The 25,763-nt window shown below is 72.0% G+C and carries 29 protein-coding genes and 1 riboswitch; of the genes, 13 read left to right on the top strand and 16 right to left on the bottom strand.

Going from position 1 to position 25,763, the window contains the following annotated elements; translation table 11 throughout:
* Nucleotides 1-80: 80 nt before the first annotated feature.
* From ABZ459_RS22490 to ABZ459_RS22480, 3 genes are all read left to right on the top strand, one after another.
* Nucleotides 81-1,277 carry an ROK family transcriptional regulator gene (locus ABZ459_RS22490; RefSeq protein ID WP_357973197.1) on the top strand — a complete coding sequence of 399 codons (1,197 nt, stop codon included), beginning with the start codon at nucleotides 81-83 and terminating at the stop codon, nucleotides 1,275-1,277.
* Nucleotides 1,278-1,513: 236 nt separating this feature from the next.
* A complete protein-coding gene (locus tag ABZ459_RS22485; protein WP_357973194.1) occupies nucleotides 1,514-2,641 on the top strand; it encodes a histidine kinase in 1,128 nt (375 codons plus the stop codon).
* 43 nt (nucleotides 2,642-2,684) lie between these two features.
* Nucleotides 2,685-3,386 carry a response regulator transcription factor gene (locus ABZ459_RS22480; RefSeq protein ID WP_357973191.1) on the top strand — a complete coding sequence of 234 codons (702 nt, stop codon included), beginning with the start codon at nucleotides 2,685-2,687 and terminating at the stop codon, nucleotides 3,384-3,386.
* Here ABZ459_RS22480 and ABZ459_RS22475 read toward each other — a convergent pair.
* Nucleotides 3,359-4,003 carry a DUF2306 domain-containing protein gene (locus tag ABZ459_RS22475; RefSeq protein WP_357973188.1) on the bottom strand — a complete coding sequence of 215 codons (645 nt, stop codon included), beginning with the start codon at nucleotides 4,001-4,003 and terminating at the stop codon, nucleotides 3,359-3,361. The genes ABZ459_RS22480 and ABZ459_RS22475 overlap by 28 nt on opposite strands.
* Before the next feature lie 182 nt (nucleotides 4,004-4,185).
* Here ABZ459_RS22475 and ABZ459_RS22470 point away from each other — a divergent pair, with 182 nt between their 5' ends.
* Nucleotides 4,186-5,178 (top strand): NAD(P)-dependent alcohol dehydrogenase, encoded by a 993-nt coding sequence (locus tag ABZ459_RS22470; protein WP_357973185.1) that lies wholly within the window; start codon nucleotides 4,186-4,188, stop codon nucleotides 5,176-5,178.
* Here the strand turns inward: ABZ459_RS22470 and ABZ459_RS22465 are convergent.
* The gene (locus ABZ459_RS22465) at nucleotides 5,162-5,725 is read right to left on the bottom strand and encodes a C40 family peptidase (RefSeq protein WP_357973182.1); all 564 of its coding nucleotides are present in this window, start codon (nucleotides 5,723-5,725) and stop codon (nucleotides 5,162-5,164) included. The genes ABZ459_RS22470 and ABZ459_RS22465 overlap by 17 nt on opposite strands.
* Nucleotides 5,726-5,755: 30 nt before the next feature.
* Nucleotides 5,756-5,916: riboswitch (cyclic di-AMP (ydaO/yuaA leader) on the bottom strand.
* Nucleotides 5,917-6,015: 99 nt separating this feature from the next.
* On the opposite strand from ABZ459_RS22465, the gene ABZ459_RS22460 reads away from it, so the two are divergent.
* Together ABZ459_RS22460 and ABZ459_RS22455 are read left to right on the top strand one after the other, a co-directional pair.
* Nucleotides 6,016-7,062, top strand: a complete 1,047-nt coding sequence (locus ABZ459_RS22460) for a 3-isopropylmalate dehydrogenase (RefSeq protein ID WP_357973179.1) — start codon at nucleotides 6,016-6,018, stop codon at nucleotides 7,060-7,062.
* 198 nt (nucleotides 7,063-7,260) lie between these two features.
* Nucleotides 7,261-8,358 (top strand): branched-chain amino acid aminotransferase, encoded by a 1,098-nt coding sequence (locus ABZ459_RS22455; protein WP_357973176.1) that lies wholly within the window; start codon nucleotides 7,261-7,263, stop codon nucleotides 8,356-8,358.
* A gap of 21 nt (nucleotides 8,359-8,379) precedes the next feature.
* Here ABZ459_RS22455 and ABZ459_RS22450 read toward each other — a convergent pair whose 3' ends face one another.
* Both ABZ459_RS22450 and ABZ459_RS22445 read right to left on the bottom strand, forming a co-directional pair.
* Nucleotides 8,380-8,931 carry a Uma2 family endonuclease gene (locus ABZ459_RS22450; protein ID WP_357973173.1) on the bottom strand — a complete coding sequence of 184 codons (552 nt, stop codon included), beginning with the start codon at nucleotides 8,929-8,931 and terminating at the stop codon, nucleotides 8,380-8,382.
* Between the two features lie 71 nt (nucleotides 8,932-9,002).
* A complete protein-coding gene (locus tag ABZ459_RS22445) occupies nucleotides 9,003-9,650 on the bottom strand; it encodes an O-methyltransferase (protein ID WP_357973170.1) in 648 nt (215 codons plus the stop codon).
* A gap of 158 nt (nucleotides 9,651-9,808) precedes the next feature.
* Here ABZ459_RS22445 and ABZ459_RS22440 point away from each other — a divergent pair, with 158 nt between their 5' ends.
* Together ABZ459_RS22440 and cimA are read left to right on the top strand one after the other, a co-directional pair.
* A complete protein-coding gene (locus ABZ459_RS22440; RefSeq protein ID WP_357973167.1) occupies nucleotides 9,809-10,453 on the top strand; it encodes a thioredoxin domain-containing protein in 645 nt (214 codons plus the stop codon).
* 196 nt (nucleotides 10,454-10,649) lie between these two features.
* On the top strand, nucleotides 10,650-12,227 hold the full coding sequence (cimA, locus tag ABZ459_RS22435; RefSeq protein WP_357973164.1) for a citramalate synthase: 1,578 nt from the start codon (nucleotides 10,650-10,652) through the stop codon (nucleotides 12,225-12,227).
* A gap of 417 nt (nucleotides 12,228-12,644) precedes the next feature.
* On the opposite strand, the gene ABZ459_RS22430 is transcribed toward cimA, so the two are convergent.
* Together ABZ459_RS22430 and ABZ459_RS22425 are read right to left on the bottom strand one after the other, a co-directional pair.
* Nucleotides 12,645-13,418: a response regulator transcription factor gene (locus ABZ459_RS22430; protein WP_357973161.1), complete on the bottom strand. Its 774-nt coding sequence runs from the start codon at nucleotides 13,416-13,418 to the stop codon at nucleotides 12,645-12,647.
* Nucleotides 13,415-14,545, bottom strand: coding sequence for a sensor histidine kinase (locus ABZ459_RS22425; RefSeq protein ID WP_357973158.1), 1,131 nt, complete (start codon nucleotides 14,543-14,545; stop codon nucleotides 13,415-13,417). Before ABZ459_RS22425 ends, ABZ459_RS22430 begins: the two co-directional genes overlap by 4 nt.
* Nucleotides 14,546-14,664: 119 nt before the next feature.
* Between ABZ459_RS22425 and ABZ459_RS22420 the strand changes: the two genes are divergently transcribed.
* On the top strand, nucleotides 14,665-15,312 hold the full coding sequence (locus ABZ459_RS22420) for a hypothetical protein (protein WP_357973156.1): 648 nt from the start codon (nucleotides 14,665-14,667) through the stop codon (nucleotides 15,310-15,312).
* Here ABZ459_RS22420 and ABZ459_RS22415 read toward each other — a convergent pair.
* Nucleotides 15,309-16,166, bottom strand: coding sequence for a phosphotransferase (locus tag ABZ459_RS22415; RefSeq protein ID WP_357973153.1), 858 nt, complete (start codon nucleotides 16,164-16,166; stop codon nucleotides 15,309-15,311). The two genes, ABZ459_RS22420 and ABZ459_RS22415, sit on opposite strands and share 4 nt — an antisense overlap.
* An 85-nt stretch (nucleotides 16,167-16,251) precedes the next feature.
* Between ABZ459_RS22415 and ABZ459_RS22410 the strand changes: the two genes are divergently transcribed.
* Nucleotides 16,252-16,983 (top strand): PIG-L family deacetylase, encoded by a 732-nt coding sequence (locus ABZ459_RS22410; RefSeq protein ID WP_357973150.1) that lies wholly within the window; start codon nucleotides 16,252-16,254, stop codon nucleotides 16,981-16,983.
* A 5-nt stretch (nucleotides 16,984-16,988) separates the two neighbouring features.
* Here ABZ459_RS22410 and ABZ459_RS22405 read toward each other — a convergent pair whose 3' ends face one another.
* The gene (locus tag ABZ459_RS22405) at nucleotides 16,989-18,620 is read right to left on the bottom strand and encodes a heparinase II/III family protein (RefSeq protein WP_357973147.1); all 1,632 of its coding nucleotides are present in this window, start codon (nucleotides 18,618-18,620) and stop codon (nucleotides 16,989-16,991) included.
* A gap of 139 nt (nucleotides 18,621-18,759) precedes the next feature.
* On the opposite strand from ABZ459_RS22405, the gene ABZ459_RS22400 reads away from it, so the two are divergent.
* The gene (locus ABZ459_RS22400; protein ID WP_357973144.1) at nucleotides 18,760-19,356 is read left to right on the top strand and encodes a cyanamide hydratase; all 597 of its coding nucleotides are present in this window, start codon (nucleotides 18,760-18,762) and stop codon (nucleotides 19,354-19,356) included.
* Here ABZ459_RS22400 and ABZ459_RS22395 read toward each other — a convergent pair.
* From ABZ459_RS22395 to ABZ459_RS22365, 7 genes are read right to left on the bottom strand one after another with little or no spacing between them, the layout of a single operon-like run.
* Entirely contained in the window at nucleotides 19,353-19,706 is a 354-nt protein-coding gene (locus ABZ459_RS22395; protein ID WP_357973141.1) for an antibiotic biosynthesis monooxygenase, read from the bottom strand. The genes ABZ459_RS22400 and ABZ459_RS22395 overlap by 4 nt on opposite strands.
* A gap of 24 nt (nucleotides 19,707-19,730) precedes the next feature.
* The gene (locus ABZ459_RS22390; RefSeq protein ID WP_357973137.1) at nucleotides 19,731-20,297 is read right to left on the bottom strand and encodes an alkaline shock response membrane anchor protein AmaP; all 567 of its coding nucleotides are present in this window, start codon (nucleotides 20,295-20,297) and stop codon (nucleotides 19,731-19,733) included.
* Entirely contained in the window at nucleotides 20,294-20,911 is a 618-nt protein-coding gene (locus tag ABZ459_RS22385) for a DUF6286 domain-containing protein (RefSeq protein WP_357973134.1), read from the bottom strand. The genes ABZ459_RS22390 and ABZ459_RS22385 overlap by 4 nt, the downstream gene beginning before the upstream one ends.
* Nucleotides 20,908-21,303 carry an Asp23/Gls24 family envelope stress response protein gene (locus ABZ459_RS22380; RefSeq protein WP_357973131.1) on the bottom strand — a complete coding sequence of 132 codons (396 nt, stop codon included), beginning with the start codon at nucleotides 21,301-21,303 and terminating at the stop codon, nucleotides 20,908-20,910. The genes ABZ459_RS22385 and ABZ459_RS22380 overlap by 4 nt, the downstream gene beginning before the upstream one ends.
* The gene (locus ABZ459_RS22375; protein ID WP_352319054.1) at nucleotides 21,300-21,488 is read right to left on the bottom strand and encodes a hypothetical protein; all 189 of its coding nucleotides are present in this window, start codon (nucleotides 21,486-21,488) and stop codon (nucleotides 21,300-21,302) included. The genes ABZ459_RS22380 and ABZ459_RS22375 overlap by 4 nt, the downstream gene beginning before the upstream one ends.
* A complete protein-coding gene (locus tag ABZ459_RS22370; RefSeq protein WP_357973128.1) occupies nucleotides 21,485-21,823 on the bottom strand; it encodes a hypothetical protein in 339 nt (112 codons plus the stop codon). Before ABZ459_RS22370 ends, ABZ459_RS22375 begins: the two co-directional genes overlap by 4 nt.
* Nucleotides 21,820-22,323: an Asp23/Gls24 family envelope stress response protein gene (locus ABZ459_RS22365; protein ID WP_357973125.1), complete on the bottom strand. Its 504-nt coding sequence runs from the start codon at nucleotides 22,321-22,323 to the stop codon at nucleotides 21,820-21,822. The genes ABZ459_RS22370 and ABZ459_RS22365 overlap by 4 nt, the downstream gene beginning before the upstream one ends.
* 153 nt (nucleotides 22,324-22,476) lie before the next feature.
* Here ABZ459_RS22365 and ABZ459_RS22360 point away from each other — a divergent pair, with 153 nt between their 5' ends.
* Together ABZ459_RS22360 and gltX are read left to right on the top strand one after the other, a co-directional pair.
* Nucleotides 22,477-23,253, top strand: coding sequence for a fumarylacetoacetate hydrolase family protein (locus ABZ459_RS22360; RefSeq protein WP_352319059.1), 777 nt, complete (start codon nucleotides 22,477-22,479; stop codon nucleotides 23,251-23,253).
* Nucleotides 23,246-24,619, top strand: coding sequence for a glutamate--tRNA ligase (gene gltX, locus ABZ459_RS22355; protein ID WP_357973121.1), 1,374 nt, complete (start codon nucleotides 23,246-23,248; stop codon nucleotides 24,617-24,619). The genes ABZ459_RS22360 and gltX overlap by 8 nt, the downstream gene beginning before the upstream one ends.
* On the opposite strand, the gene ABZ459_RS22350 is transcribed toward gltX, so the two are convergent.
* Nucleotides 24,513-25,763, bottom strand: coding sequence for an MATE family efflux transporter (locus ABZ459_RS22350; protein WP_357973118.1), 1,251 nt, complete (start codon nucleotides 25,761-25,763; stop codon nucleotides 24,513-24,515). The genes gltX and ABZ459_RS22350 overlap by 107 nt on opposite strands.

The following is a 25,763-nucleotide window of genomic DNA, read 5'->3' as shown; positions in this document are numbered from 1 at the left end:
GATGCCCGCCCCCGCTTGGTAAGAAAGGTAGTTTACTATCAGGTGTGTTGGCTAGAGTGCACCTCGGAGGGAGGCCGGACATGCGACGCGACCTGGCGAATCCACGGCTGCTGCGGGTGCTCAACGAGCGCCGCCTGCTCGACCAGCTGCACGAGCACGGCCCCGCCTCGCGCGCCGACCTGGCCAAGAGCACCGGCCTGTCCAAGCCCACGGTCTCGGCCGCCCTGGCGGGGCTGGCCGAGGACGGCCTGGTCCACCTGGTGGGGGAGGTGTCCGGGCGGCCCGGCCCGGTCTCCTCGCTCTACGACGTCAACGCCGCCTCCACCCACGTCGCCGGGGTCGACATCGGCCGCGACTGGATCAGGGTGGCCGTGGCCGACCTGCGCGGCACGTTCGCCGGGCGTACCGACGGCCGCAACACGGCCCGCACCTCGGCCGAGCTGGCCGCGCTGGTCGGCGAGCTGGCCAGGGCGGCGGCCCGCGAGGCCGAGGTCGAGTGGCGCTCGATCACCTGCGCGGTGGTGGGCTCGCCCGGCGTGTACGACCCCGTGCGCGGCGGCCTCGACTTCGCCCCCAACCTGCCCGGACCGCCTGACCTGGCCGACCGGCTGCACGCCGCCCTGGGCGTCGACCTCGTCATCGAGAACGACATCAACCTGGCCGCCGTCGGCGAGCACGTCCACGGGGCGGGGCGGGGCAAGGCCAACTTCGCCCTGGTGTCCATCGGCACCGGCGTCGGCATGGGCATCGTGATCAACGGCGAGCTGTACGTCGGGGCGCGAGGGGCGGCGGGGGAGGTCTCCTACATCCCGGCCGCCGAGGAACCTTCCGCCCCCGCCCTGCCCGCCGGCCCCTTCACGCAGGACGCCGACCCCTTCACGCACGGGGCCACCGAGGCGGTCACCTCCGCGCCCGGCGTGGTGCGCGCCGCTCGGGCGGCGGGGCTGGAGCTGCAGACGGCCAGGGAGGTCTTCGCCGCCGCCGCCGACGGGAACGAGGCGGCCAGGTCGGTGGTGGAGGCCGAGGGCCGCCGCATCGGCGGGCTGCTGGTGGCCGTGGCCGCCGTGCTCGATCCGGAGGTGATCGTGCTGAGCGGGGGAGTGGGCCGCAACCTCGACCTGCTGGGCGCGTCCGTGGAGCGCCGCATCGCCGAGCTCGGACCGCTGCGCCCGCGGGTGGTGGCCAGCGCGCTGGGTGACAGCGGCGTGCTGCTGGGCGCGGTCGCCCACGCCAAGTCCCGCGCCTGGGACCTCATCTTCGACGCCCGCAAACACTGACCACCCCAACAGCCCCCAGAGCCCACACCCGCTGAGTCCCCGAGGCGGCCCCGGTCGCCCCTGGTTCCGCCCCCGGCCCCCGGCCCCTTGGCTTGGCACGTGCTCCTCGGTTCCGTTGGCCGGGTCTGCCCGCTGGACCCCTGGCTCGGCCCCCTCCGGTGCCGGAGTTTTCGGGGACGGGGGTTGGTGCGGGTTCGGGGCTCTGTGGGGAGGTGGGGCGCGCTTACGATGTGGGGGTGGCCGGCCTCCTTCGTTCCGTGTGGCGCGAGCCTCGTCCTCCCGGCCCGCCGGTGCGGGTGTGGCGCGACTGGGCGCTCGTCGCGGCGCTCGTGCCGGCCGCGGTGATCGAGGGCGTGTTACGGCCCGACCTCCGGTGGCCGGTGGTCTCGACGGCCGTCACCGTCGCGCTGATCCCCACGTTGCTGTGGCGCAGGACCAGGCCGCTGCTCATGGTCGCGCTCGTGTTCGGCGCCACCGCCGTGGCCCCGCTGCTGACCGGCGGCGAGCCGGTGGAGACGTACACGCTGGCGTTCGTCACGATCGTGCTCTACGCGCTGTTCCGGTGGGGATCGGGGCGCGAGGCCGTGATCGGGATGGCGGCCGGGCTGGTCGCGGTCGGCCTGTCGCTGGTCTCCGGCCGCATGGCGCCCGGCGACGTCGTCCCGGCGCTCGGCGTGCTGGTCGCGACCGTCGGGCTGGGCAGCGCCTTCCGCTACCGGGCCGGCGCGCGGCTGCGCGAGCTCGACCAGGTCAAACTGCTCGAACGCGAACAGCTCGCCCGCGACCTGCACGACACCGTCGCCCACCACGTCTCGGCCATGGCCATCCGCGCCCAGGCGGGCCTGGCCACCGCCGCCTCCGAGCCGGGCGCGGCCACCGACGCGCTGCGGGTGATCGAGGCCGAGGCGTCGCGCACGCTCGCCGAGATGCGGGCCATGGTCCGCGTGCTGCGCAGGAACGAGCCGGCGGAGCTGACCCCGGGCCGCCACCTCGACGACCTGCGGCGGCTCGCCGGACGCCCACGCGTCGGCCCGGCCGTCGAGGTGGAGATCGCGGACGGGCTCGGCGACCTGCCGCCCTCGGCCGGCGCGGCGCTCTACCGCATCGCCCAGGAGTCGATCACCAACGCCCGGCGGCACGCCCGCCACGCCACCCACATCACCGTCCGGGTCACCGCCGACGACGCCGCCGTACACCTGACCGTGAGCGACGACGGCGACCGCGCCGGCGGGGTCGCCGCCCCCGGCTACGGCCTGATCGGCATGATCGAACGCGCCGCCCTGCTCGGCGGCACCTGCGAGGCGGGCCCCAACCCCAACCGGGGCTGGACGGTCACCGCCGTCCTGCCGAAAGAGACCGCATGAACGACCGGCGGGAGGCCGCGGTGAGTGACCGGAGGGAGGCGGCGTGAGCGACCGGCGGGAGGCCGCGGTGAGTGATCCGGAGGGGGCGGCGGCCATCCGGGTGCTGGTCGCCGACGACCAGGAGATCGCCCGCACCGGCCTCAGGATGATCCTCGACGCCCAGCCCGGCATCGAGGTCGTCGGCGAGGCCGGCGACGGCAGGCGGGCCGTCGAGCTGGCCCGCCGCCTGCGCCCCGACGTGTGCCTGTTCGACATCCGCATGCCCGGCCTCGACGGCATCGCGGCCACCCGCGAGCTGGCCGGGCCCGACGTCGCCGACCCCATGGCGGTGGTCGTGATCACCACGTTCGACCTCGACGAGTACGTCTACGCCGCCCTGCGCGCCGGGGCCAGGGGTTTCCTGCTCAAGGACGCCGGCCCGGCGCTGCTCGCCCAGGCGGTGACCGCGGCGGCCGGCGGCGAGGCGCTCATCGCCCCGAGCGTGACCGCGCGCCTGCTGGCCGCGTTCGCCGGAGCCGGGCGTACGGAGGCGCCCGCGCAGCCGGTCGAGGCGCTCACCGGCCGCGAGGAGGAGATCCTGCGCGCCGTGGCCCGCGGCCGGACCAACAGCGAGATCGCCCGCGAGCTGCACATCTCGCTCAGCACGGTCAAGAGCCACGTCGCGAGCCTGATGACCAAGCTCGGCGTGCGCAACCGCGTCGAGATCGCCATGTGGGCCTACGAGACCGACCGCGTACGCACCTGACCTCGACGGACTCTGCGGGCTCTGCGGAGGATCGACTCGGCCACCGCCAGGTTGATCACCCAGCCCGCGCCGACGAGCAGCGCCCGGCCGAGCTCGCCGGGCGGCCCGAAGGCGGCCGGCCCGAACGCCAGGGTGAACGCCTGCGTGCCCGCGCCGAGCCCGATCGCGTACCCGCGGGTCATCCAGGCGCGATGGCGGGCCACGTCGCGCCGCCGGATCGCGGCCAGGCCGAGCAGGAGGCAGGCGGCCATGGCCGTCCCGAACAGCAGCCGGAAGGCGGCCAGCAGCAGCCCGTCGCCGGCGGGAAGGTCGGAGAAGAGCGTCAGCCACAACCCCGACAATGCGGCGACCAGCCCGCAGGCCACCAGGACCCGGCCCGCCGCGCGGTGCCACCCCGGCCGCCCGGCCCGGAACCGGGCCTGGAACTGGAACGTGCCGAGGACGCAGAACACCAGGGAAGCCGGGATGTGCAGCAGCACCGGCACGGGCATGGCGAAGAAGCGCGCGTTGTCCGCCGTGACGGGCGCGCCGGCGGCCAGTTCGGTCAGCCGGAGTGCGCCGGCGACCAGGGGGACGACGCTGAGCGCGAGCAGCCCGGCGGGTGCGATCCATCTCATGCCCGAAAGCGTGCCGCCCGCGCCCGTGCCCGGTCATCGCGCGGACGGCCCGTCCCGGTTCGCACCATCGGCGGGAGGGCGGTCGTACTTTCGGCCATCGAGCCGTCGCCTTTCGACCGTTGAGCGTCCGTGCAGGTCACGCCCACACTGACGGCACATCAGCGGCACGAGGGAGAAAAACGATGAAGGCGTACGTCCTGCGCTCGTTCGGCTCGCCCGACCAGCTCGTCCTGACCGACGTCGAGCGGCCCGTGCCGCGCGACGACGAGGTGCTGGTGCGGGTGCGGGCCACGTCCGTGCAGCCCTACGACTGGCACTTCATGCGGGGAGAGCCGTACCTGGCCCGGGTCATGGGCGGCGGGGTCGGGCTGCGCCGGCCCAGCATCGCCGTCCTCGGGGCCGACGTGGCGGGGGAGGTGGAGGCGGCCGGCAAGGACGTCACGCTGTTCCGTCCCGGCGACGAGGTGTACGCGATGTCGCTGGGGGGCGGCTTCGGCGAGTACGTCTGCCTGCGGCAGGGCGAGGTGGCGCCCAAGCCGGCGGGCCTGTCGTTCGAGCAGGCGGCGGCGGTGCCGATGGCGGCCAACACCGCGCTGATCGCGCTGCGCGACGAGGGACGCGTCCAGCCGGGCCAGAAGGTACTGGTCAACGGCGCGTCCGGCGGCGTGGGCACGTTCGCCGTGCAGCTCGCCAAGGCGCTGGGGGCGCAGGTCACGGGCGTGTGCAGCGGGCGCAACGCGGACCTGGTCCGCTCGCTCGGCGCGGACGACGTCATCGACCACACCAAGGAGGACTTCGCGGCGTCGGGGCGGCGCTTCGACCTCCTGCTCGACGTGGCGGGCGGTCGCCGGCTGGCGGACTGCCGCCGCGTGCTGACCAGGAAGGGCACGTACGTGCTGGTCGGCGGGCCGGCCGGCCGCTGGGTGCAGCCGGCCGGCCACATGTTCGCCGCGCTCGCGTCGGGGCCCTTCGTCCCGCAGCGGATCGTCAGGGCGGACGTGGTCCGCTGCGGGAGCAACAGGGCGAACCTGCTGACGTTGACCAGGCTGATCGAGCAGGGCGCGGTCACCCCGGTCATCGACAGGACCTTCCCGTTCGGCGAGCTCCCGGCGGCCGTCCGCTACCAGGAGGAGGGGCACGCCCCGGGGAAGGTCGTCGTCACAGGGTCGCGGTGAGCATGGCGGGGGCGGGGGCCTTCTGGAGCTGCTTGTAGTCGGCCCAGCGCTTGACGCCCTTGGGGTCGGGGCGTACCGCGCCGACGAAGGCCTGCCTGCGCCACTGCGACAGGCGTTCCTCCTTCACCACGTCGCCGGTGTGGGGGGAGTGGACCATATAGCCGGGCTTGGAGATCATGCCGACGTGGCCCAGGCCGCTGAAGAACACCAGGTCGCCTGGTTCGAGGTCCTTCCAGGCGATCTTCCTGGAGAAGGCGCCGTACTGCTCCGCGGCGGTTCTGGGGAGCTCGATGCCGGCGTCTTCGTAGGCCCGGAGCATGAGGCCCGAGCAGTCGTAGCCCCGTTCGCTGGCGCCACCCCACACGTACGGGGTGCCGCGCTTGTCCATGGCGTATTCGAGGGCGACCTTCCAGGCCGGTTTCGGCACGTGCCGTTCCTGGACCTGTTTCACCTGGGGGCCGGTGAGGGTGACGGAGGGGGCGGGGGCGGCCGGAGCGGCGGGAGCCGCGGGGGCGGCAGGCGCGAGACCTGCGGCGCCCGCTGCCACCGCCAAAAAGATGGCGATGCTAGACAGGGGACTGTCCTTCCACGTGGCCGACCGGGTTAGCTGACGGGCTCGGGCCTGGAAGTAGCCCTACGGCGGTGCTCCTCGGGGGGAGGCGCGGCCGATTCGCCCCGGGGGGAAAGGTGGGTCCCCGGCTCCACGCAGCGGCTGCGTGGATTAGGCTCGTCGGACTCTAACGAAACGGTCAAAAGGTCGCAATCCCCCCAAAACGGATTGTCCGGTTGTTGAGATGATGTGTTCGTCAGCCGAGACGAGCCGGTAAGGTACCGCCCATGGAGTCGCGTAACATCCGCCTGGCCGTCATCCCCGGGGATGGCATCGGCGCCGAGGTCGTAGCCGAAGGGCTCAAGGTCCTGGAGGCCGTGGGCACGAAGATCGAGCCCACCCACTACGACCTGGGCGCAGCCCGCTACCACCGCACGGGCGAGACACTGCCCGACGCGGTGCTCGAAGAGCTGCGCGGCTATGACGCGATCCTGCTCGGCGCCGTGGGCGACCCCAGCGTGCCGCCCGGCATCCTGGAGCGCGACCTGCTGCTCAAGCTCCGGTTCGAGTTCGACCACTACGTCAACCTGCGGCCGGTCAAGCTGTTCCCCGGCGTCGAGACCGCGCTGGCCGGCGCCTCGGCCGAGCACATCGACATGGTCGTCGTCCGCGAGGGCACCGAGGGCCTCTACGCGGGCACCGGCGGCGTCATGCGCCGCGGCACGCCGCACGAGATCGCCACCCAGGAGTCGCTGAACACCGCCCACGGCGTCGAGCGCGTCGTGCGTTACGCCTTCCAGAAGGCTCAGTCGCGGCCCCGCAAGAAGCTCACGCTCGTCCACAAGACGAACGTGCTCACCTACGCCGGCGACCTCTGGCAGCGCACGGTCAACCGCGTGGCCGCCGAGTTCCCCGACGTCACCACCGACTACAGCCACATCGACGCGGCCTCGATGTTCTTCGTCACCCAGCCCGAGCGCTTCGACGTGATCGTCACCGACAACCTGTTCGGCGACATCATCACCGACCTCGGCGCCGCGATCACCGGCGGCATCGGCCTGGCGGCCAGCGGCAACATCAACCCCGAGCGCACCTCGCCGAGCATGTTCGAGCCGGTGCACGGCAGCGCGCCCGACATCGCCGGTCAGGGCAAGGCCGACCCGACCGCCACCATCCTGTCCGTCGGCATGCTCCTCGACCACCTCGGCCTGCACGCCGAGGCCGCCAAGGTCGAGCAGGCCGTGGCCGCCGACATCGCCGAGCGGGTGACCGGCCGCGCCGGCCGCACGACCAGCGAGATCGGCGACGACATCGCCGCGCGAGTAGCCGGCTAGGACCGCCTAGCCCCGCACGCGCCTGGCGGTCCGGACGAGGACTGCCAGGCGCTTTTTGCGTTCACCGGATCGAACCACCCCCAACTGCCTCTTGCTATCCCAAATCGCGAGACACTAGGAAGTACGAATACTGCTCGCGGGCAGTAGCTACCAGAATCAGCTTGAAGTCGCAGATTCGTAGAGAGAAGGACCGCCGTCATGACCATCGCTCAGAAGCTCAGCTTCGACGTGCAGCATTCCGACCACGCTCGCACCGCGGCCGAGCGGGAGCAGGTACTGGCGAACCCCGGGTTCGGGCAGGTCTTCACCGACCACATGATCTCGATCGACTACACCGACGGCGAGGGATGGCACGACGCCAGGCTCATGCCGTACGGGCCGCTCTCGCTCGACCCCGCGACCTCGGTCTTCCACTATGCGCAGGAGCTGTTCGAGGGCCTGAAGGCGTACCGGCAGATCTCCGGCTCGATCGCGACCTTCCGTCCGTACGCGAACGCCGCCCGCTTCAACCGCTCGGCCGAGCGCATGGCCATGCCCGAGCTGCCGGAGGAGGCGTTCGTGGAGTCGCTGGAGCTGCTGGTCTCGGCCGACAAGGAGTGGGTGCCCACCACCGAGGGCCACAGCCTCTACCTGCGCCCGTTCATGTTCGCCACGCAGGCCGGGCTCGGCGTCAACTACCCGTCGAAGACCTACAAGTACATGGTGATCGCCTCGCCGGCGGCCTCGTACTTCAGCGGCGGCATCAAGCCGGTCTCGGTCTGGCTGTCCACCGAGTACACGCGCGCCGCGCCCGGCGGCACCGGCTTCGCCAAGTGCGGCGGCAACTACGCCGCCGCCTTCGTCGCCCAGCGCCAGGCCGTCGACAACGGCTGCGACCAGGTCGTCTGGCTCGACGCCCACAAGCACGAGTACGTCGAGGAGATGGGCGGGATGAACCTGTTCTTCGTCTTCGGCAACAAGCTCGTCACCCCGGCGCTCACCGGCACCCTGCTGCCCGGCATCACCCGGGAGTCGATCCTGGAGATGGCCGGCGACCTCGGTCTGGAGACCGAGGAGCGGCTGATCTCGGTGGACGAGTGGGAGTCCGCCTGCGCCTCCGGCGAGCTGACCGAGGTGTTCGCGTGCGGCACCGCCGCCGTGGTCACGCCGGTGGGCTCGGTCAGGGGCGACGACCGCTCCTGGACCATCGCCGACGGCACCCCCGGCCCGGTGACGATGCGGGTGCGCGAGGAGCTCGTCGGCATCCAGTACGGCGCCCGTCCCGACACCCGCAACTGGATCCACAAGGTCGGCTAGAGCCGCGCGGACGGCCGGCGTTCAGGCGCCGGCCTCCGTCAGGGCCGCGGTGTCGACGTGGAGGTTCCACGGGTCGGGCAGGAACACCGGCTCGCCCAGGGAGACGACGTTCTCGCTGCGGTAGCGCCGCCCGCCCGGCCCGCCGAACAACGTCACCAGCTGCTGGAACGGGTCGATCACCAGGTAGAGCGGCACCCCGCCGCGCGCGTAACCGCCCGTCTTGACGAAGTGCACGTCGTACGTCGTGGCCACCGAGACGACGTCCACGAGCAGGATCGTCGAGGCGCCGTGGACGGCGTGCTCCTCGTGCAGCCGCGGCCGGCGCGGGACCACGGCCAGGTCGGGCACGTAGAGATCGTGGCCGGGGCCCAGGTAGACGGTGATGTTCGGCCAGATCTCCCAGCCCCGGACCGCCGCCGCGGCGGCGAGCTGGAACAACGTCCGGGACAGGATCGTGTTGTGCTGCCAGGTGCCCGGCTCGTTCACCACGATCCGGCCCTGGACCGTCTCGATGCGGAACTCGGGGAACAGTTCGCGCACGGTGCGGTAGCGCTCTTCCAGGGGCCTGACCATGCCGCCGTCCTCATGCTTTCCCGGGGGTCTCCAAAGGATCACTCAGAGTAACGGGAGCGGCGTCCCGTGATCTAGTGGTTCTTCCTGATCATCGTGATCCCGTCGGCGACCGGCAGCATGACCACGCTCACCCGCGGGTCCTCGATCACCAGGTCGTTGAACTCGCGGATCTGCACCGTCGTCGTCTCCGAGCGCGCCGGATCGGCGACGTGCCCGCTGCGCAGCGTGTTGTCGGCCAGCAGCAGGCCGCCCGGCCGCAGCCGCTCGACCAGCAACTCGTAGTAACCGGGGTAGTTGCCCTTGTCGGCGTCGAGGAAGGCCAGGTCGATCGGCTCGTCGAACGCGGCCAGCGTCTCCAGCGCGGGCCCGAGCGTCAGCGAGACGCGGTCGGCCACGCCCGCCCGCTCCCAGTAGCGCCGGGCGATCGACGTCCACTCCTCGCTCACGTCGAAGCAGTGCAGCCGCCCGCCGGACAGCCCCCGCGCGATGCACACCGACGAGTAGCCGGTGAACGTGCCCACCTCGACCGCCACGGCCGGGGCCACGAGCTGGGTCAGCATGGTCAGGAACCGGCCCTGGTCGGCGGAGATCTGCATCCTGGCGGCGTCGCCCGTCGCCTCGGCGGTCTCCCGCGCCAGCTCGTCGAGCAGAGGGTCGGGCGGGGTGGAGTGGTCGAGGATGTACCGGCCCACCGCGGGGTCGAGGAGGTTCGCCTTCATGAAGGTCATTCTCCCCTCACAGCGTTCTCTCATCGTCATCAGGTATCCATGGAAGATCCTCCGGCGGGCCGCCGCGCCGGGCCCGCCCCGGCCGGCTGTCCGGAGAGGGGGTCTGTCGTTGGTAGGGTTCGCGCGATCGGTGAGCTGGAAGTGGGCGGATGATGAAGCGGTTGGTTGCGGTCGCGGTCGCGTGTGCGGCGCTGGTGATGCTGGGTGTGCTGGCCTTCTCGGAGCCGGGTGAGACGGCCGGGTCGGTACGCCTGACCAGGCAGCTCGACGGTTCGATGGTGCTGGCCGACAGGTCCAGCGACGCGCTCGTGCTAGACGTGTACGAAGACTTCGACTGCCCGATCTGCAAGGAGATGCACTCCAAGGTCGACGGCACGATCCAGAAGCTGGCCAGGGAGGGCAGGCTCAAGGTCGTCTTCCACGCCGTGACGATCTTCCAGGACGAGCCGATGCGCTCCAACTCCATCAGGGCCGCGGCCGCCGCCCGGTGCATGCCGGAGGACAACTGGCTGGCCTTCAGGGACGAGCTCTACGCCATGCAGCCCGCCCCGCACGGCTCGGCCTCGGGCTTCACCGTGCCGGAGCTGGTGGCCGCCGCCAGGAAGGTCGGCGCCTCGGTGGACGAGTGCGTGACCTCGCAGTCGTACGCCAAGACCCACCTGGGGGAGACCGCGAAGATCCGCATCCAGGGCACGCCCACCGTGTTGCTCGACGGGCAGCAGCTCGGCAACGAGGTGTTCGACCCGGCGGCGTTCGAACGTGCCGTCACCGGGGGCGCCGGCGTGCAAGTGTAAAGGTCGTGTCCACAACCTGAGACCGATGTGCCAGATGGTGAATCCCTGTGGCAGACTGGCAGGCACCATGTTCTACGGTCTGCTCATTATCGGCAGGCGCGCTGGCTGACAAAGGGACACCGCCAGCGCGCAGACCTCTCACGTCCGTGAGGGGTCTTTTTGTTTTCCAGGACACGGATCCGAAAGAAGAGACTTCATGGCCGACGACCGCTTCCACGTCTACGACACGACCCTGCGCGACGGCGCGCAGCAGGAAGGACTCAACCTCACCGTCGTCGACAAGCTCGCCATCGCACGGCAGCTGGACAGCCTGGGCGTCGGTTTCATCGAGGGGGGCTGGCCGGGCGCCAACCCCAAGGACACAGAGTTCTTCAGGCGCGCTCGAACAGAGCTCGACCTGAAGCACGCGCAGCTCGCCGCGTTCGGCGCGACCCGCCGGGCCGGTGTGAAGGCCGCCGACGACCCATTGGTAGCCGCATTGCGCGAATCCGGCGCGCCGGTCGTGACCCTTGTCGCCAAGAGTCACGACCGGCACGTGGAGCTGGCCCTCCGCACGACTCTCCAGGAGAACCTCGCGATGATCCGCGACACGGTTTCTCACCTTCGTGCGGAGGGACAGCGAGTCTTCCTCGACGCCGAGCACTTCTTCGACGGCTACACGTCCAACCCAGCCTACGCGCTCGAAGTGCTGCGGACCGCGGCCGAAGCCGGGGCCGACGTCATCGCCCTGTGCGACACGAACGGCGGCATGCTGCCCGACGAGCTGGCCGAGACCGTGCACGCGGCCGTCCAGACCGGGGCCCGCGTCGGCATCCACTGCCACGACGACACCGGCTGCGCCGTCGCCAACACCCTCGCCGCGGTCAAGGCGGGCGCCACGCACGTCCAGGGCTGCGCCAACGGCTACGGCGAGCGCTCGGGCAACGCCAACCTCTTCACCGTCGTCGCCAACCTCCAGCTCAAGCGCGGTTTCGACCTCGTGCCGCGGGAGGCGCTGGCGGACATGACCCGCATCGCCCACGCGATCACCGAGGTCACCAACGTCACCCCCAACTCCCACGCCCCCTACGTCGGCATGTCCGCCTTCGCCCACAAGGCCGGCCTGCACGCCAGCGCCATCAAGGTCGACCCCAACCTCTACCAGCACATCGACCCGGCCGCCGTGGGCAACGACATGCGCATGCTCGTCTCCGACATGGCCGGCCGCGCCTCCGTCGAGCTCAAGGGCCGCGAGCTGGGCTACGAGCTGACCCCCGAGCACACCAAGACGCTGGTCGATCGCGTCAAGGAGCTGGAGTCGCAGGGGTTCACCTTCGAGGCCGCGGACGCGTCGTTCGAGCTGCTGCTGCGCGACACCGTCCAGGGGGCGCGCCGGCGGCACTTCGAGGTGGAGTCGTGGCGGGTGATCGTCGAGCGGACGAAGGGCGGCGAGCTGGTCAGCGAGGCCACCGTCAAGCTGCACGCCAAGGGCGAGCGCATCGTCGCCACCGGCGAGGGCAACGGCCCCGTGAACGCCCTGGACAAGGCCGTACGGCAGGGGCTCGAGCAGCTCTACCCCGAGCTGGCCAGGCTTGAGCTGGTGGACTACAAGGTCCGCATCCTCGAGGGCACCCACGGCACGGACGCCGTCACCCGCGTCCTCATCACCTCCAGCGACGACACCGCCGAGTGGGCGACGGTGGGGGTGGCCGAGAACATCATCGACGCCTCCTGGCAGGCGCTGGAGCAGGCAGTCACGTACGGCCTGCTACGCGCGGGCCGCGACTGCAGCTGACCCCGGCGCGCTGGGAGCGGGCTTCGCCTTCGGGGCGCTGCACGCTGGGGGCTCAGACGTTTTTGATCTGGCGCCTTCGGCGCACCCCGTGCCTCGGCCCGCCTGTTCGTCTACTTGCCGGGGGTCTTCGGGAGCCTGCTCCGAGCGGCCCTCGCCGCTGAGGGCCGCCCTGTGGAAGGGGCGGCCCTCAGCCGGGGGCGGGGCAAGGGGTGACCCGGGCGGACCTGGAGGCGCGGCTGCGATGAGCACCCCTGTGTCCGGGATCAGGCGTCGGGCCACGTGTCCCTCAGCTCGTCGTCGAACGCCTCGCCAGGAACGCCTTGACCATGCCGCCCGGTGCCATGGGAGCCGGTCCGATCACGGCGGCGGCGAAGCTTCTGGACGCTTCGGTGGCGGTCATCACCTTTAGGAATCAGATCATCTGATCGATGGGATGCCGTCCGGGGGGTCGCCGGGGCGGACGAGGCCTGATTCGTAGGCGTGGCGGACCATCTGGGCGCGGTCGCGGAGGGCGAGTTTGGTCAGCAGGCGGTTGATGTGGGTGCTGACGGTCGCCTCCGTGATGGACAGCGTGCCGGCGATCTCGGTGTTGGACAGGCCCTGCGCCACCAGCCGCAGCACCTCCTCCTCCCGGGCCGTGACGCCAGTGGCCGCCGGTGAGGGGGCGGGGGCCGTACGCCGGTAGGCCGCCACGACGCGGCCGGTCACCGCCGGGTCGAGCAGGACGTCACCCCGCGCGGCGCTGCGGATGGCGGCGAACAGGTGCTCGGGCGGCGACACCTTGAGCAGGAACCCGCTGACCCCGGCGTGCAGCGCGAGGTCGAGGTTCTCGTCGGTGTCGTAGGTGGTCAGCATGATCACCCGTGGAGGCGCCGGGACCGCGAGGATGCGGCGGGCGGCCTCCAGGCCGTTCAGCCTGGGCATCGCGATGTCGAGCAGGACGACGTCGGGGCGCAGGTCGCGGGCCAGCTGCACGGCCCGTTCGCCGTCGGCGGCCTCGCCCAGCACGGACAGGTCCGGCTGGGTGCCGATCATCAGGCGCAGCCCGGCCCTGATCATCGCCTGGTCGTCGGCGATCACCACGCCGATCCCGCGACCGGGCCCGTCGAGGGCGAGATCGTCGGCGGCGTCGAGGGGAGAGGCGGCGGGGATGGCGGGGGCGTCCGGGCGCGGCGAGGAGGCGGGGGTCACAGGGGGAGCTCCGCGCGTACCGTGAAGCCGCCCCCAGGCAGAGGGGCCGCCGTCAGCGTGCCCTCGAAGAGGGCGGCTCGCTCGCGCATGCCGATCAGGCCGTGGCCGCCGCCCCCGCCCGACGGCGGCCGGGGGCCGCGCGGCCCCTGGTCCGTGATCTCCAGCCGGAGCTCCGCCGGCAGGTACGAGACGTGCACCGCCGCCCGCGTCGGCCCGGCGTGCTTGAGGGTGTTGGTCAGCGCCTCCTGGACGATCCGGTACGCCGACAGATCCAGCCCGGCGGACAGCGGCACCCGCTCGCCCGACACCTCAAGGGTGACGTCGAGCCCGGCCGACCTGAACTGCTCCAGCAGGTCCGCCAGCCGGTCGAGGCCGGCCTGCGGGAGCCGGTCGCCGGCCTGCGTGCCGCGCAGCAGCCCGAGCATGCGCCGCAGCTCCTCCATGGCCTCCCGGCCGGCCGCCTCCACCGTGGTGAGCGCCTGCCGCTCGGGTTCCTGGTCCTCGCGCAGGAGCAGCCGGACGGTGCCGGTGTGCATGGTCATCACACTGACGCTGTGCGCGACGATGTCGTGCAGCTCGCGGGCGATCCGGGCCCGTTCCTCCTGAACCGACTCGCGGGCCAGCAGCGCGCCGCGCTCGGCCGCCTGCACGGCCAGCACGCGGTGGCGGCGTACGGCCAGACCGGCTCCGGCGGCGATGGCGCACATCACCAGCGCCACGGCGACGTCCCCCCATCCGGACGGAGGGGAGGTTCTGGACAGCATGGCGGCCACGAACACGCCCGTCGCCGTCAGCCCGGCCACGGCCCGCGCACTGTCGGGGCGCACCTCGGCCAGCAGCGTGCACAGCAGCACGAGCTGGGTGTAGAACTGCCAGGCCGCGGGGGACCCGGGCGCCAGCGCGAACGTCGCGATGTTGGCGGCCGAGTAGACGGCCAGGATCGCAAAGGGCGCGCGGGTCCTGAACAGCACCGCGGCGGCGGTGACCAGCCCGGCGGCGATCCACAGCGGCACGTATGAGCGGGGAGAGGCCATCGAGCGCACGCTGACCTCCTCCGCGACCGCGAACAGGGCCACGACCGCCGCCACGAGCCAGTCGACGGGGGAGGGGGAACGGCGGTGGAGCATGAGGCGAGAGTAGCCCGCCCGGATTGTCACAATGTGCAGCGGAATCCACCGAAAGGGGGACGCCGGGTCCAAGCCTGCCTTGACGACGGGCCCGGCGAGCGCCGCCTACCGTGCCCGGCATGTCAACCGACGCACTCTCCATCCGCCGCTTCCTGGCCGGCGCGAGCCTCGTGGCCCCGGTCTGCCTGATCCTCGGCATGATCACCGACCCGTCCGAGCCCGGGGTCGAGGACCCGCTGGTCTACGCGCACAACCCGGGCGCCGTGGGTGTCAGCGCGACGCTCCTGCACTACACCTGGGTGCTGTTCGTGCCAGGGATGATCGGCATGGTCCAGCTCGTCAGGGGCAAGGGCAGGGCGCTGGCCACCGTCGCGGGCGCGCTCGCGGTGCTCGGCCTGATCAACTTCTCGTCGCTGATGATCTCGGACTTCTTCGACATCGTGCTCTTCGACGCCCTGCCCGCCGCGCAGGCCGAGAAGCTCATGCAGGACGCGGCGCAGCCCGCCCTCATCGCCGCCTGGCAGCTGCCCGGGATGATCGGGTCCTTCCTGGGCCTGGTCCTCGTCGCGGTCGCGTACGCGCGGGCGGGGCTGGCGGGCTGGTGGTTCCCGGCGGGCGTGCTGGTGGGCATCGTGGTGTGGCTGTTCGGCGCGAGCGCGTGGAACCTGGTGCTCGGGATCGGCGGCCCGGTCATCCTGCTGGCCGCGTTCGGCACCGTCGGCGTGTCGATCATCCGCATGCCGGCGCCGCGGGAACGGGCGGCCTAGGGCACGTCGGGGCCGCCGTCCTCGTCCAGCCAGGCCACGACGTGGGTGGTGAAGCTGTCCACGAGGGTCAGGGGCTCGCCGGCGAGCACGAGGAGGGCGACGAGCTGGTTGACGCCGAACGCGCGCTCCCACGTGACCGCCCGCCGGTAGGTGCCGGCGTCGACGGCGTCGCGCAGGTGCTCCCAGCCGTGCCAGCCCATGAAGGCCGCGTCGATCGCCGGGTCGAACAGGTGGGCCCGGTCCCAGTCGAGGACGCCGACCAGCTTGCCGTTCGCGTCCCAGTGGACGTTGTCGCCGACGAGGTCGCCGTGGACCAGCGTGTCGGGGACCTGTTCCAGGGCCAGGGCGTCGTCGAGGCGCCGGCGTCCCTCCTCCTGCCACCTGGCCGGGAAGCGGGGGATGACCTCTTCGGCGAGGATCGTGCTCCAGCTCGCGGGCCCGGCGTACGAGCGCGGGGCGGGCAGCAGGGCACGCAGCTCCGGGGTGACGGGCAGCTCGCGCAGGGCGCCGAGCAGCTCGCCGATCAGGGCCGGGTCGCCCCGGCCGGCGTCGAGACCGGCGCCGTCCAGCCAGGACACGGCCACGGCGGCGCGCTCCCCGAACGTCGTCACCGGCGTCACCGGCTCGGGCACCGCGAACGGCAGCCCGGCGGCCGCGATCGCGCGCAGCACCTCGGTCCGCCGGGGCAGCGCCTCGGTCACGCTCGGCCGCCGGCCGACCCGTACGGCCGCCACCCCCGGGAGCAGCACGACGTCGTGCATCCCGCCACGGGCGAGCCGCGCGCTGCCCAGGGGAGCGCCGGGCACGAGCGCGTCGGCGATCTCCAGCAGGTCAGGGGGTACGGGCTCGCTCATCGGCTCGTCTCTTCCGGGGGCGGGTGTTCCGCGTAGAGCCTACGCGGGTCCCGACCGGTGCCCGGCCTCCATACGATGGTGACCCATGAGCTTCAGTGTGCTCGGCGTGCACGCCCACCCGGACGACGAGGCGATCTGGACCGGCGGCACCCTCGCCAAATACGCCGACGAGGGCGCCACGACCGCCGTCGTCACCTGCACCTGGGCCGAGGGCACCCAGCGGGCGCAGGAACTGGAACGGGCCCTCGACATCCTCGGCGCGGGCAAGCCCCGGCTGCTCGGCCTGGCCGACGCGGGCAAGCCCGAGTCCGCCCCCGGCCGCCCGCGCTTCCTCGATGTGCCGTTCGACGAGGCGGTGGGCCTGCTGGTCGAGCACATCAGGGCCGTCCGGCCCGACGTCGTGCTCACCTTCGACGGCTTCGGCGGCTACGGCCACCCCGACCACGTCCACGTGCACCGGGTCACCCTGGCCGCGGTCGAGGCGGCCGGCTACGACCAGCTCTACCCCGGCACGGGCGACCCCTGGCGGCCGCACGCGCTCTACCTGGCGACCGTCCCGCGCTCGGTCGTGACGGCCCACTGGCGGGCGGTCTTCGGCGCCGATCCGGAGCCGGGCCAGGCCCTGCCCGGGGTCCCCGACCACCAGGTCTCGGCCGCGATCGACGTGTCACGCTGGTCGGAGCGCAAGTGGGCGGCCATGCTCGCCCACGAGTCAGAGGTGGAGCGCGGCGCGTCGATGACCATGCTGACCGGGCTGCCGGAGCGGGCCCGCGCCCAGATGCTCTCCAACGAGTGGTACCGCCGGATCGCCTTCTAGACCGGCTAGAGCAGGCCCGCGGAGAGGGTCTCGCCCTCGACCTTGAGCTTGCCTCCCGAGCACGACACCTTGGGCGAGTCGGTGCCCGGCACGATCACCGTCAGCAGCGACTTCGCCGCCGGCGACACCACCACGTTGGTCGCGTCCTTGGCCAGGTAGGTGGGCGACACCCAGCCCAGCTCGCCGCCGCGCTCCACCTTCTGGCCGCCGACCCGCCGGCACGAGGAGAACTGCATCAGCGTCACCTTGAAGGCGCCGTCGGCCAGCACCACCTTGCCGCCGCCGTTGGAGACGACCTTGTACGAGGGCGCGAACCGCCACAGGTTCCTGACCTTCTTGCCCCCGGAGGCCGTGTCGAGCACCGCCATCAGGTCCTGGCCGTGGTTCACCAGCACCGAACGCGTCCGGCTCACGCCGTAGGCCCGGTCCGTGAGGCGGAAGGCCTGCCGGTCCTTGCCGTAGGAGGTCTTGGTCAGTCTGGACGAGGTGCGCGGCCGGAACCGGGCCCCCTCGACCGTCGGCACGTTGTGCGCCTCGGGGGAGAGCGTCCAGTAGCGGTAGGCGCTCTTCTCGTAGGAGTGGAAGCCGCCGTCCATGAGGATGTCGCGGCCCTGCGCGTAGTACGTCACGCCCAGGTGGTCCTCGTGCCCGTGGAACTTCATGCCGGGCCCGAACCTGATCGAGTAGTACGACGAGCCCGGCTTGCCCCAGGCCGTCCGGCCGTAGACGTAACCGGCCTTGTAGACCTTGACCTTCTGCTTCGGGGTGCCGGTCTCCATCTTGGGCTCGGTCTCGGCGCTGCCGTCGCCGATCGGGACCATGTAGCCGTTGGGCATCGTGGAGTGGGCGATGAAGTCCTTCAGCGCCTCGGCCCGCCGGCTGATCTCGGCCGGCACCTTGCGGTCGCACGCCTTCATGTTGGTGATGGCGACCTGGAGGCGGCCGTACACGTAGACGGCGTAGCGGGGGGCCTGCTCCATGAGCGCGCCCTGGGAGTCGACGTCCAGCTTGACCGTGCCGGCGAGCCGCCTGGAGGCCAGGTTCGACCAGTCGGAGCGGCCGTACCGGCAGCCGATGCCCATGAGGGCGATGTCCTGGTCGATGCCGTGGTTGTGGCCCTTCTTGTACAACCGCGCGTCCGACAGCAGCTTGGCGTGGTCGGCCAGGCTGTCCTTCAGCCAGCTCTCCTTGACGTGCATGCTCAGGCACAACAACGGCTGCGTGCGCAGCGAGACCGGGTGGTCCTTCCACACGTACGGCTTGGTGGCGGCGGCCCCGCGCCGGTTGTTCGCCACCCAGTCCTTGGTGATCTCGGTGGCACGATCCAGGTAACGCCGCTCGCCGGTGTTCTCGTAGGCCACGACCAGGGTGCCCATCCAGCGCAACGACTGGAAGACGAACTCCCACGACCGGTTCCGGTACGGGCTCGCCCCCCAGCTGATGTCCTTGCCCAGCTTGTACGCCGGCAGCCCCACCAGCGAGATCTCGCCCTTCATGACGTCCTCGGCCGTCGGCGTGCCCGGCAGCCAGTCCCCCTGGCACTGTGCGGTACGGGTGACCTTGTCGGCGGCCTGGGCCGGGCTCGTCAGCCCGCCGAGCGCGAGCGTGAGGGCAAGAGGTATCGCGAGCCGGCGCACGCCAGGGTTCCTTCCGGACAAGAAAGTGAGGGCGGGACATGCTTTCGGAATCACGATCAACCGGTCAAGTCGCGTACCGGATCGTTAACGGCCCGATGCCCCCCGGTGGCTCCGGCGCCGCGGATGTCATGCTGAGGCCGTGAGATTCGACGACATCGTGCTGCCCGACACGCCCGCCTGCCGCGGCGCGCTGGAGGTGGCCACCCGCTACCAGACACCCTCGCTGCTCAACCACTCCTCGCGCGCGTACCTGTGGGCCGCCGCGTACGCCCAGAGCAGGGCGATCGACTTCGACGCCGAGCTGCTCTACGTGTCGTCCATGCTGCACGACATCGGCCTGGTCGCCGAGTTCGACAGCCAGACGGTGCCGTACGAGGAGGCCGGCGGCCACGTGGCCTGGGCCTTCTGCGCGGGAGCCGGTTGGTCGCCCGAGCGCCGGCTGCGCGCCGCCGAGGTGATCATCCGGCACATGTGGGAGGAGGTGCCGGTGGAGGAGGACCCGGAGGGTCACCTGCTGGAGCTCTCCACCGGCATGGACATCTCCGGCCGGCGTACCGAGGACATCCCCGAGGGCGTGCGGCGCGAGGTGCTGGAGCGCTACCCGCGGCTGGAGATCGCCAAGGAGTTCGCCGCCTGCATCGCCGACCAGGGCGCGCGCAAGCCGTCGAGCTACGCGGGCCGGTTCGTGCGCGGCGGGATCGCCGACCGCATCGCCGCCAACCCCCTCGACGCCTAGCCCTTGGGCCCGGCGCTCTGAACGACGTCGAAGCTCCACACCCGGGAGTCCGTCGCCGCCGGGCCCTGCCCGTGACCGTGTCCCTGGCCGTGCCCCTGGCCCTGCCCTGCGGCGGCCTGGGCGTGGCCGCGCCGGAACGCCTGGCCCTGCTGCCAGGTCTGGAAGTCCTCCTCGCTGCGCCAGCGCGTGTAGACGAGGTACTGGTCGGTGCCCTCGACCGGCCGCAGCAGCTCGAACCACTCGAAGCCGTCGGCCGACTCCACCATCCCGGCCCGGCCGGAGAACCGCTTCTCCAGCTCCTCCCGCATCTCGGCGGGCACGGTCAGGACGTTGATCTTCACGATGGACAACGGAGGACCCCTCTCGGCGAAGCCTTAGCGCACGACCCGCTGCGTCGCAGGTGAGGGCTCCAGGCTAACGCGGGCCACCGCCGGTACGTGATCCCTGTCCAGCGCGTCCCGCAGGTTCGGCAGGGTGACCCGGGACAGGTGCTCGCTCAGCTCGCTCATCGGGGCGGCCTCGTCGGCGGCCACGCGCAGCCGTACCTCGGGGTGGCCGCGCGGGCCGACCAGGTCGGCGTCGGCGTTCAGGACGGCGGGGCTGGCCTCGACGTCCGCGGCGACCGCGTGGGCCATGCCGCCCGCGGCGATCTCGGTGACGCCGTCCGGGCCGGCCTCCAGGCGCAGCCGGGTGTGGGCGTCCCTGCGGCCCTGCGCGACCAGCCAGCGCAGGGCCAGCAGCGCGACCAGGACCGACACGGCGGCCACGGCCCACCACACGGGCGGGCTGTTGCGGGTGAAGAACCCCCGGACGCCCGCGTCCACGATCGGCGTGGCCGGCCCCAGCAGCCCGCGGGCCAGCGTCAGCCCGCCCAGGACGGCCAGCACCAGCCCGACCAGGGCCAGCCCCCAGCGGTTGCCGCGGCCGGTCTTCCTGTTCATCGGCGCTCCTTGACGTTGACCGCCACCCGGTACGGCTCCACCGGATCCAGCCCGGCGAGCCTGGTGAGGACGGCTTCGCGCACGGCCCGGCCGAAGCCCTCGTCGTCCCAGCCGGACGTGGCGGGGGTGACGGCGACCGTGCGGCCGCGCAGGCTGGCGTGCGCCGAGCGCACCCCGGGCACCTCCTCGGCGGCGTGCTCCAGGGCCCTGGTGAAGCTCTTGGGACGCACGCCGATGATCAGGTCGGGGTCGCCGGTCCGCACGGGGACCATCCGCGGCCGTCCCGGCACCAGGGCGGTGACCAGCAGCGCCAGCCCCACCAGCGCCACGATCGCGGCCCCGGTCAGGACCAGCGGGTCCGACCACGGCGTCGTGGCCGCCCACGCCAGCATCCGGTCGTAGGGCAACCACCGCAGCGGGCTGCCGACCAGCGCGGACACCGTCTCGGCGGCGACCAGCAACCCCAGCAGCGTGAGCAGGACGGCGACCACGATGGCGGGCACCCGGCGCTGCGGCCGGAACGCGCGCACCGCGGCCCGGTCGGCGCCCTTGTCCCGCGGCGGGCCGCCTCCTGTCGTGTCCGCGGACTCCCCGGGCGGGCGGTCGTGGGTCATGCCGGGCCTCCCGACAGATCGGTCATGATCACGTCGAGGCGGGTGACGTCCAGGCCGGTCTGCATGGCCACCCGGTTGCGCACGTGCTGCCGCAGCCGGGCGGCCACGGCGTGCAGCGGGGCCGGGTAGGCGACGGTCACGTCCAGCTTCAGGGTGGCCCGCTCGCCGCGCACCTCGGCGCTGGACGAGTGCGTCCACGGCACCCCGCCCAGCCGCACGTCGAGCACCTCGGGCACCTCCCGCGCCGCGCAGCAGGCGATCTTGGCGACCACCCGCTCGGAGATCTCGGTACGGCCCCGCCGCCCGGGCTCGGCCGCCGGCGCGAGCCGCTGCCGGGGCACCGTGACCCGGACAGCGCCCTGTGGATCAACCTGGGGAGCGGGAGTGGTCATCGCCGCCTCGCGGTCAGACCGGACAGGTTGACCTCGCCGGTCTCGGCGACCTTGCCGACCAGGAAGCCGACCGCGCCGAGCACGAGGACGAGCAGGAACGCGCCGAGGCCGCCGAAGGCTCCCGCGAGTCCGAGGATGATGCCGACCGCCATGCCGATGACCGGCAGCCAAGGGACGTTGCTCATGATTCCTCCACCACGTCGATCACCACGTCGTCGATGCGTACGTTGACGGGACGCCCGCCGGCCGGCTCCCACACGGCCTGGCGGACGTCCTCGGCGGTCTCGGGCAGCGGCCGTTCCAGGGTCGCCACGATGGCGATCTCCACCGTGTCGCCGTCGGCCGAGACGCCCATGACCCGCGCCCCGGGCAGGTACGTCGCCACCGTCCCGAACGGGCCGCCGGAGAGCCCCGCCACCCCCGGGCAGGCCCGTACGAGCTCGGCCAGCGTCTCGGCCTCCGCCTTGGCGTCGGCGTCGGCGTCGGCCCGCGTGCAGGCGGTGGCGCCGGGCCCGGTCATTGGACCCGGGGCTCCGGCTGCTCGGCGTCCTCGCCCCTGCCGTCGCTCCTGCCGCGATCCCTGTCGCGATCCTGGCCGGGCAGGTGCACGTCGTCGACCCTGATGTTGACCTCGGTCACCTCCAGGCCGCACATGCGCTCGACCGCCGCGATGACGTTCCTGCGCACGGCCGCGGCCAGGTCGGGGATGGCGGTGCCGTACTCGGCGACCAGGTCCATGTCCACGGCCGCCTGGCGCTCGCCGACCTCGACCGAGACGCCCTGGGCGACGCTGCGCTCGCCGCCGACCATCCCGCGCACGTTGCCGAGCGCCCTGGCGGCGCCGCCGCCCATGGCGTGCACGCCGGAGACCTCGCGTGCGGCCAGTCCGGCGATCTTGGCGACGACGACGTCGTCGATGCTCGTCGTGCCCTTGTCGGTGACCAGCGAGGTCGCCGGCCCGCCGTCCTGCGTTCTGGCCCGCGGTACGGCAGAAGTCTGGTTGACCATCGTGTCCGGCACGTTCCGTCACCCCCTAGAAGTCTCTGATAAGCAGAGATATCCGGTTAACCACCACCGATGCCCCACAAAACGGACTCTGGGGGCATTTATGGAGAGTTCCTGACTTTTTTGGCGGTGGGCGGACCCCTCCGGCGGCGGCGATAGCCTTGTCAGGTGCGTATAGCGAGGTTCTCCACAGGCGAAGGCGTGTCGTTCGGCGTGGTCGAAGGCGGCCCTGGAGAGGAGTTCGTCTCCACGGTCTCCGGCCATCCGTTCGGCCAGGTGCAGTTCACCGGCGAGCGCTTCCCGCTGTCCCAGGTGAAGCTGCTGGCCCCGATGCTGCCGAGCAAGGTCGTCGCCATCGGCAGGAACTACGCTGAGCACGCCCGCGAGATGGGCAACGAGGTGCCCGACGAGCCGCTCATCTTCATGAAGCCGTCCACGTCGGTGATCGGCCACGGCGAGGCCATCGCCTACCCGACCTCGCTGTCCGACCGGGTCGACTACGAGGGCGAGCTGGCCGTGGTGATCGGCAGGCTCTGCCGCGACGTGCCCGTCGACCGGGTCAAGGACGTCATCTTCGGCTACACCTGCGCCAACGACGTCACCGCCCGCGACCTGCAGAAGAAGGACGTGCAGTTCACCCGGGCCAAGAGCTTCGACACGTTCTGCCCGCTCGGTCCCTGGATCCAGACCGATCTCGACGCGAGCGACCTCGCGCTGACCACCACGGTCAACGGCGAGATCCGGCAGAGCGGCCGCACCAGCCAGCTCATCAACGACATCCCGGCGCTGGTCGCCTACGTCAGCGCCGTCATGACGCTGATCCCCGGCGACGTCATCCTGACCGGCACCCCGGCGGGCATCGGCCCGCTGGAGATCGGCGACGAGGTCAGCGTCGGCATCGAAGGCATCGGCACTCTCACGAACAAGGTGGTCTCCCGTGACTGATCTACGGGTGCGTTTCGCCCCGTCCCCGACCGGCATGTTCCACGTCGGCGGCGCCCGTACGGCGCTGTTCAACTGGGCACTCGCCGAACAGTCCGGCGGCCGCTTCGTCCTGCGCGTGGAGGACACCGACGCCACGCGCAACCGTCCGGAGTGGACCGAGGGCATCATCTCGGCGCTCGACTGGATCGGCATCAACGGCACCAACCCGGTGTTCGAGGGCCCCTACTTCCAGTCGGCGTACGAGCCGCAGCACCGCGAGGCCGTGGCCAAGCTGCTGGCCGACGGCAAGGCGTACCACTGCGACTGCACCCGCGAGACGCTGGTGGCCCGCACCGGCTCCGAGCACAAGGGCTACGACGGGTTCTGCCGCGAGCGCGGCCTGACCGAGGGCGCGGTGCGCTTCCGCACCCCCGACGAGGGCGTCACCCTCGTCGAAGACCTGATCAGGGGCAACGTCGAGTTCCCCAACGAGGCCCAGGAAGACTTCGTGATCGCCCGCACCGACGGCTCGCCGCTCTACGTGCTGGCCAACGCCGTCGACGACATCACCCAGGGCATCACGCACGTCGTGCGCGGCGAGGAGCACCTCGGCAACGCCGCCAAGCAGGTGCTGCTGTGGCCCGCGCTCGGCTCGACCCCGCCGGTCTGGGCCCACCTGCCGGTGATCGTCAACGAGCAGCGCAAGAAGCTGTCCAAGCGCCGCGACAAGGTGGCCCTGGAGGACTATCGCGACGAGGGCTACCTCGCCGAGGCCATGGTCAACTACCTCATGCTGCTCGGCTGGGGCCCCGGCGAGGACCGCGAGATCATGCCGTGGGCGGAGATGGTCCCGCTGTTCAGGCTGGAGGACGTCAACTCCGCCAGCGCCTTCTTCGACGAGAAGAAGCTGCGGGCCTTCAACGGCGAGTACATCAGGGCCCTGCCGCTGGAGACCTTCGAGGAGCGCTGCTCGCCCTACCTCGACCCCACCTGGGACCGCGAGCTGTTCAGCAAGGTCGCGGCGCTGGCCCAGACCCGCATCGGCGTGCTGTCGGAGATCCGGCAGAACGTCGACTTCCTCTTCCTCGACGAGCCCGTCTTCGACCAGCCGTCCTGGGACAAGGCGATGAAGAACTCCCCGGTGGAGATCCTCGGCGGCTATCTCGACCGCCTGCAGACGGTCGCCTGGGACCCGGAGTCGCTCAAGGAGGCCCTGGAGGAGGTCGGCGCGCCGCTCGGGCTCAAGCTGGGCAAGACCCAGGCCCCCGTACGCGTGGCGATCACCGGCCGGACGGTGGGCCTGCCGCTGTTCGAGTCGATCGAGGTGCTCGGGCGCGAGCGCGCCATGGAGCGGATCCGGGCGGCGCTAGCGCGCCTGCGAGGCTGAGCGACGACCCGACGGCCATCGACAACCACACCCCCGTGACACCGAGCCACGAGCTCAGCAGGTAGGCCAGGGGCAGCTGCACCGCGAAGCCCGCCAGCGTGGCGGCGAGCAGGCGGCTGCCCCTTCCGCTCGCCTGGAGCACCCCGCCGACGGCGATCAGCCCGCCGAACGGCACCAGGTAGAGCGCCATCCACCGCAGGAAGCCCACGGCCACCGCCGGGTCGTCGGTGAACAGCCCGGCCGCGGGCGCGGCCACCAGGTTGAGCACGACCGCGACCACCGCCCCCGTCGCCAGCCCGAGCCGCAGCGGTGACCCGACCGGCTCCGACCGCGCGGTGCGGATCATCGCCGCCTGGCGCAGCGCGTAGAAGACCATGACCCCGGCCAGCATGATCTTCTGGCCGATGCCGTACCCGGCGACCTCGGCCGTGCCGAACCCGGCCACGATCTCCACCAGCGCCATGCCCACCAGGGAGCGGGCCAGGAAGTCGCCCGACATGGGCAGGCCGGTCCGCAGCACCTCGCCGGCGAGCAGGCCGTCGCCGCCGGCGGCGCGGAGCCGTACGAGGGAGGTCAGGGCCACCCCGAGCGTGACCAGCCGCGCCGCCACGGTGGCCAGCGCGGCCCCCTGGACGCCCAGGTCGAGGCCGTAGATGAACAGCGGGTCCAGGACGACGACCAGGGCGTTGCAGATCAGCGCGTTCCGCATGGGGGTCTTCGTGTCGCCCAGCCCCTTGAGGACGCCGTCCACGACCGTCTGGGCGAAGAACACCGGCAGCCCGGCCAGCGAGACCAGGAAGAAGTCGGCCGTCAGCCGGGGATCGTCGGTGAACAGGGCCGCCAGCGGCTCGCTCAGCAACACGCCGGGGACGGCGACGGCGACCGAGAACGCGGCCCACAACACCCAGCCCGTCCTGATCACGGGCCCGATCAGCGCGTGCCCGTCACGCCGCCCGATCAGCACGGTCACCCCCGTCGGGACGGCCAGGAACAGGCCGTAGGCCAGGTATTCGGCCGTGGTGCCCACGGTGACGGCCGCGATGGCGCCCTCCCCGAGCCCCGAGACCCACAGCAGGTCGATCACCCCCACCGCCACCACGGCCGTGAGCAGCTCCACGTAGATGGGGAGAGCCAGCCTGAACAT

Origin of the sequence: Nonomuraea sp. NPDC005692 (genome assembly GCF_040631115.1) — a bacterium.
Lineage (GTDB): Bacteria > Actinomycetota > Actinomycetes > Streptosporangiales > Streptosporangiaceae > Nonomuraea.
The sequence above is the reverse complement of the archived record's forward strand: the minus strand, read 5'-3'. Positions and strand labels throughout refer to the sequence as shown.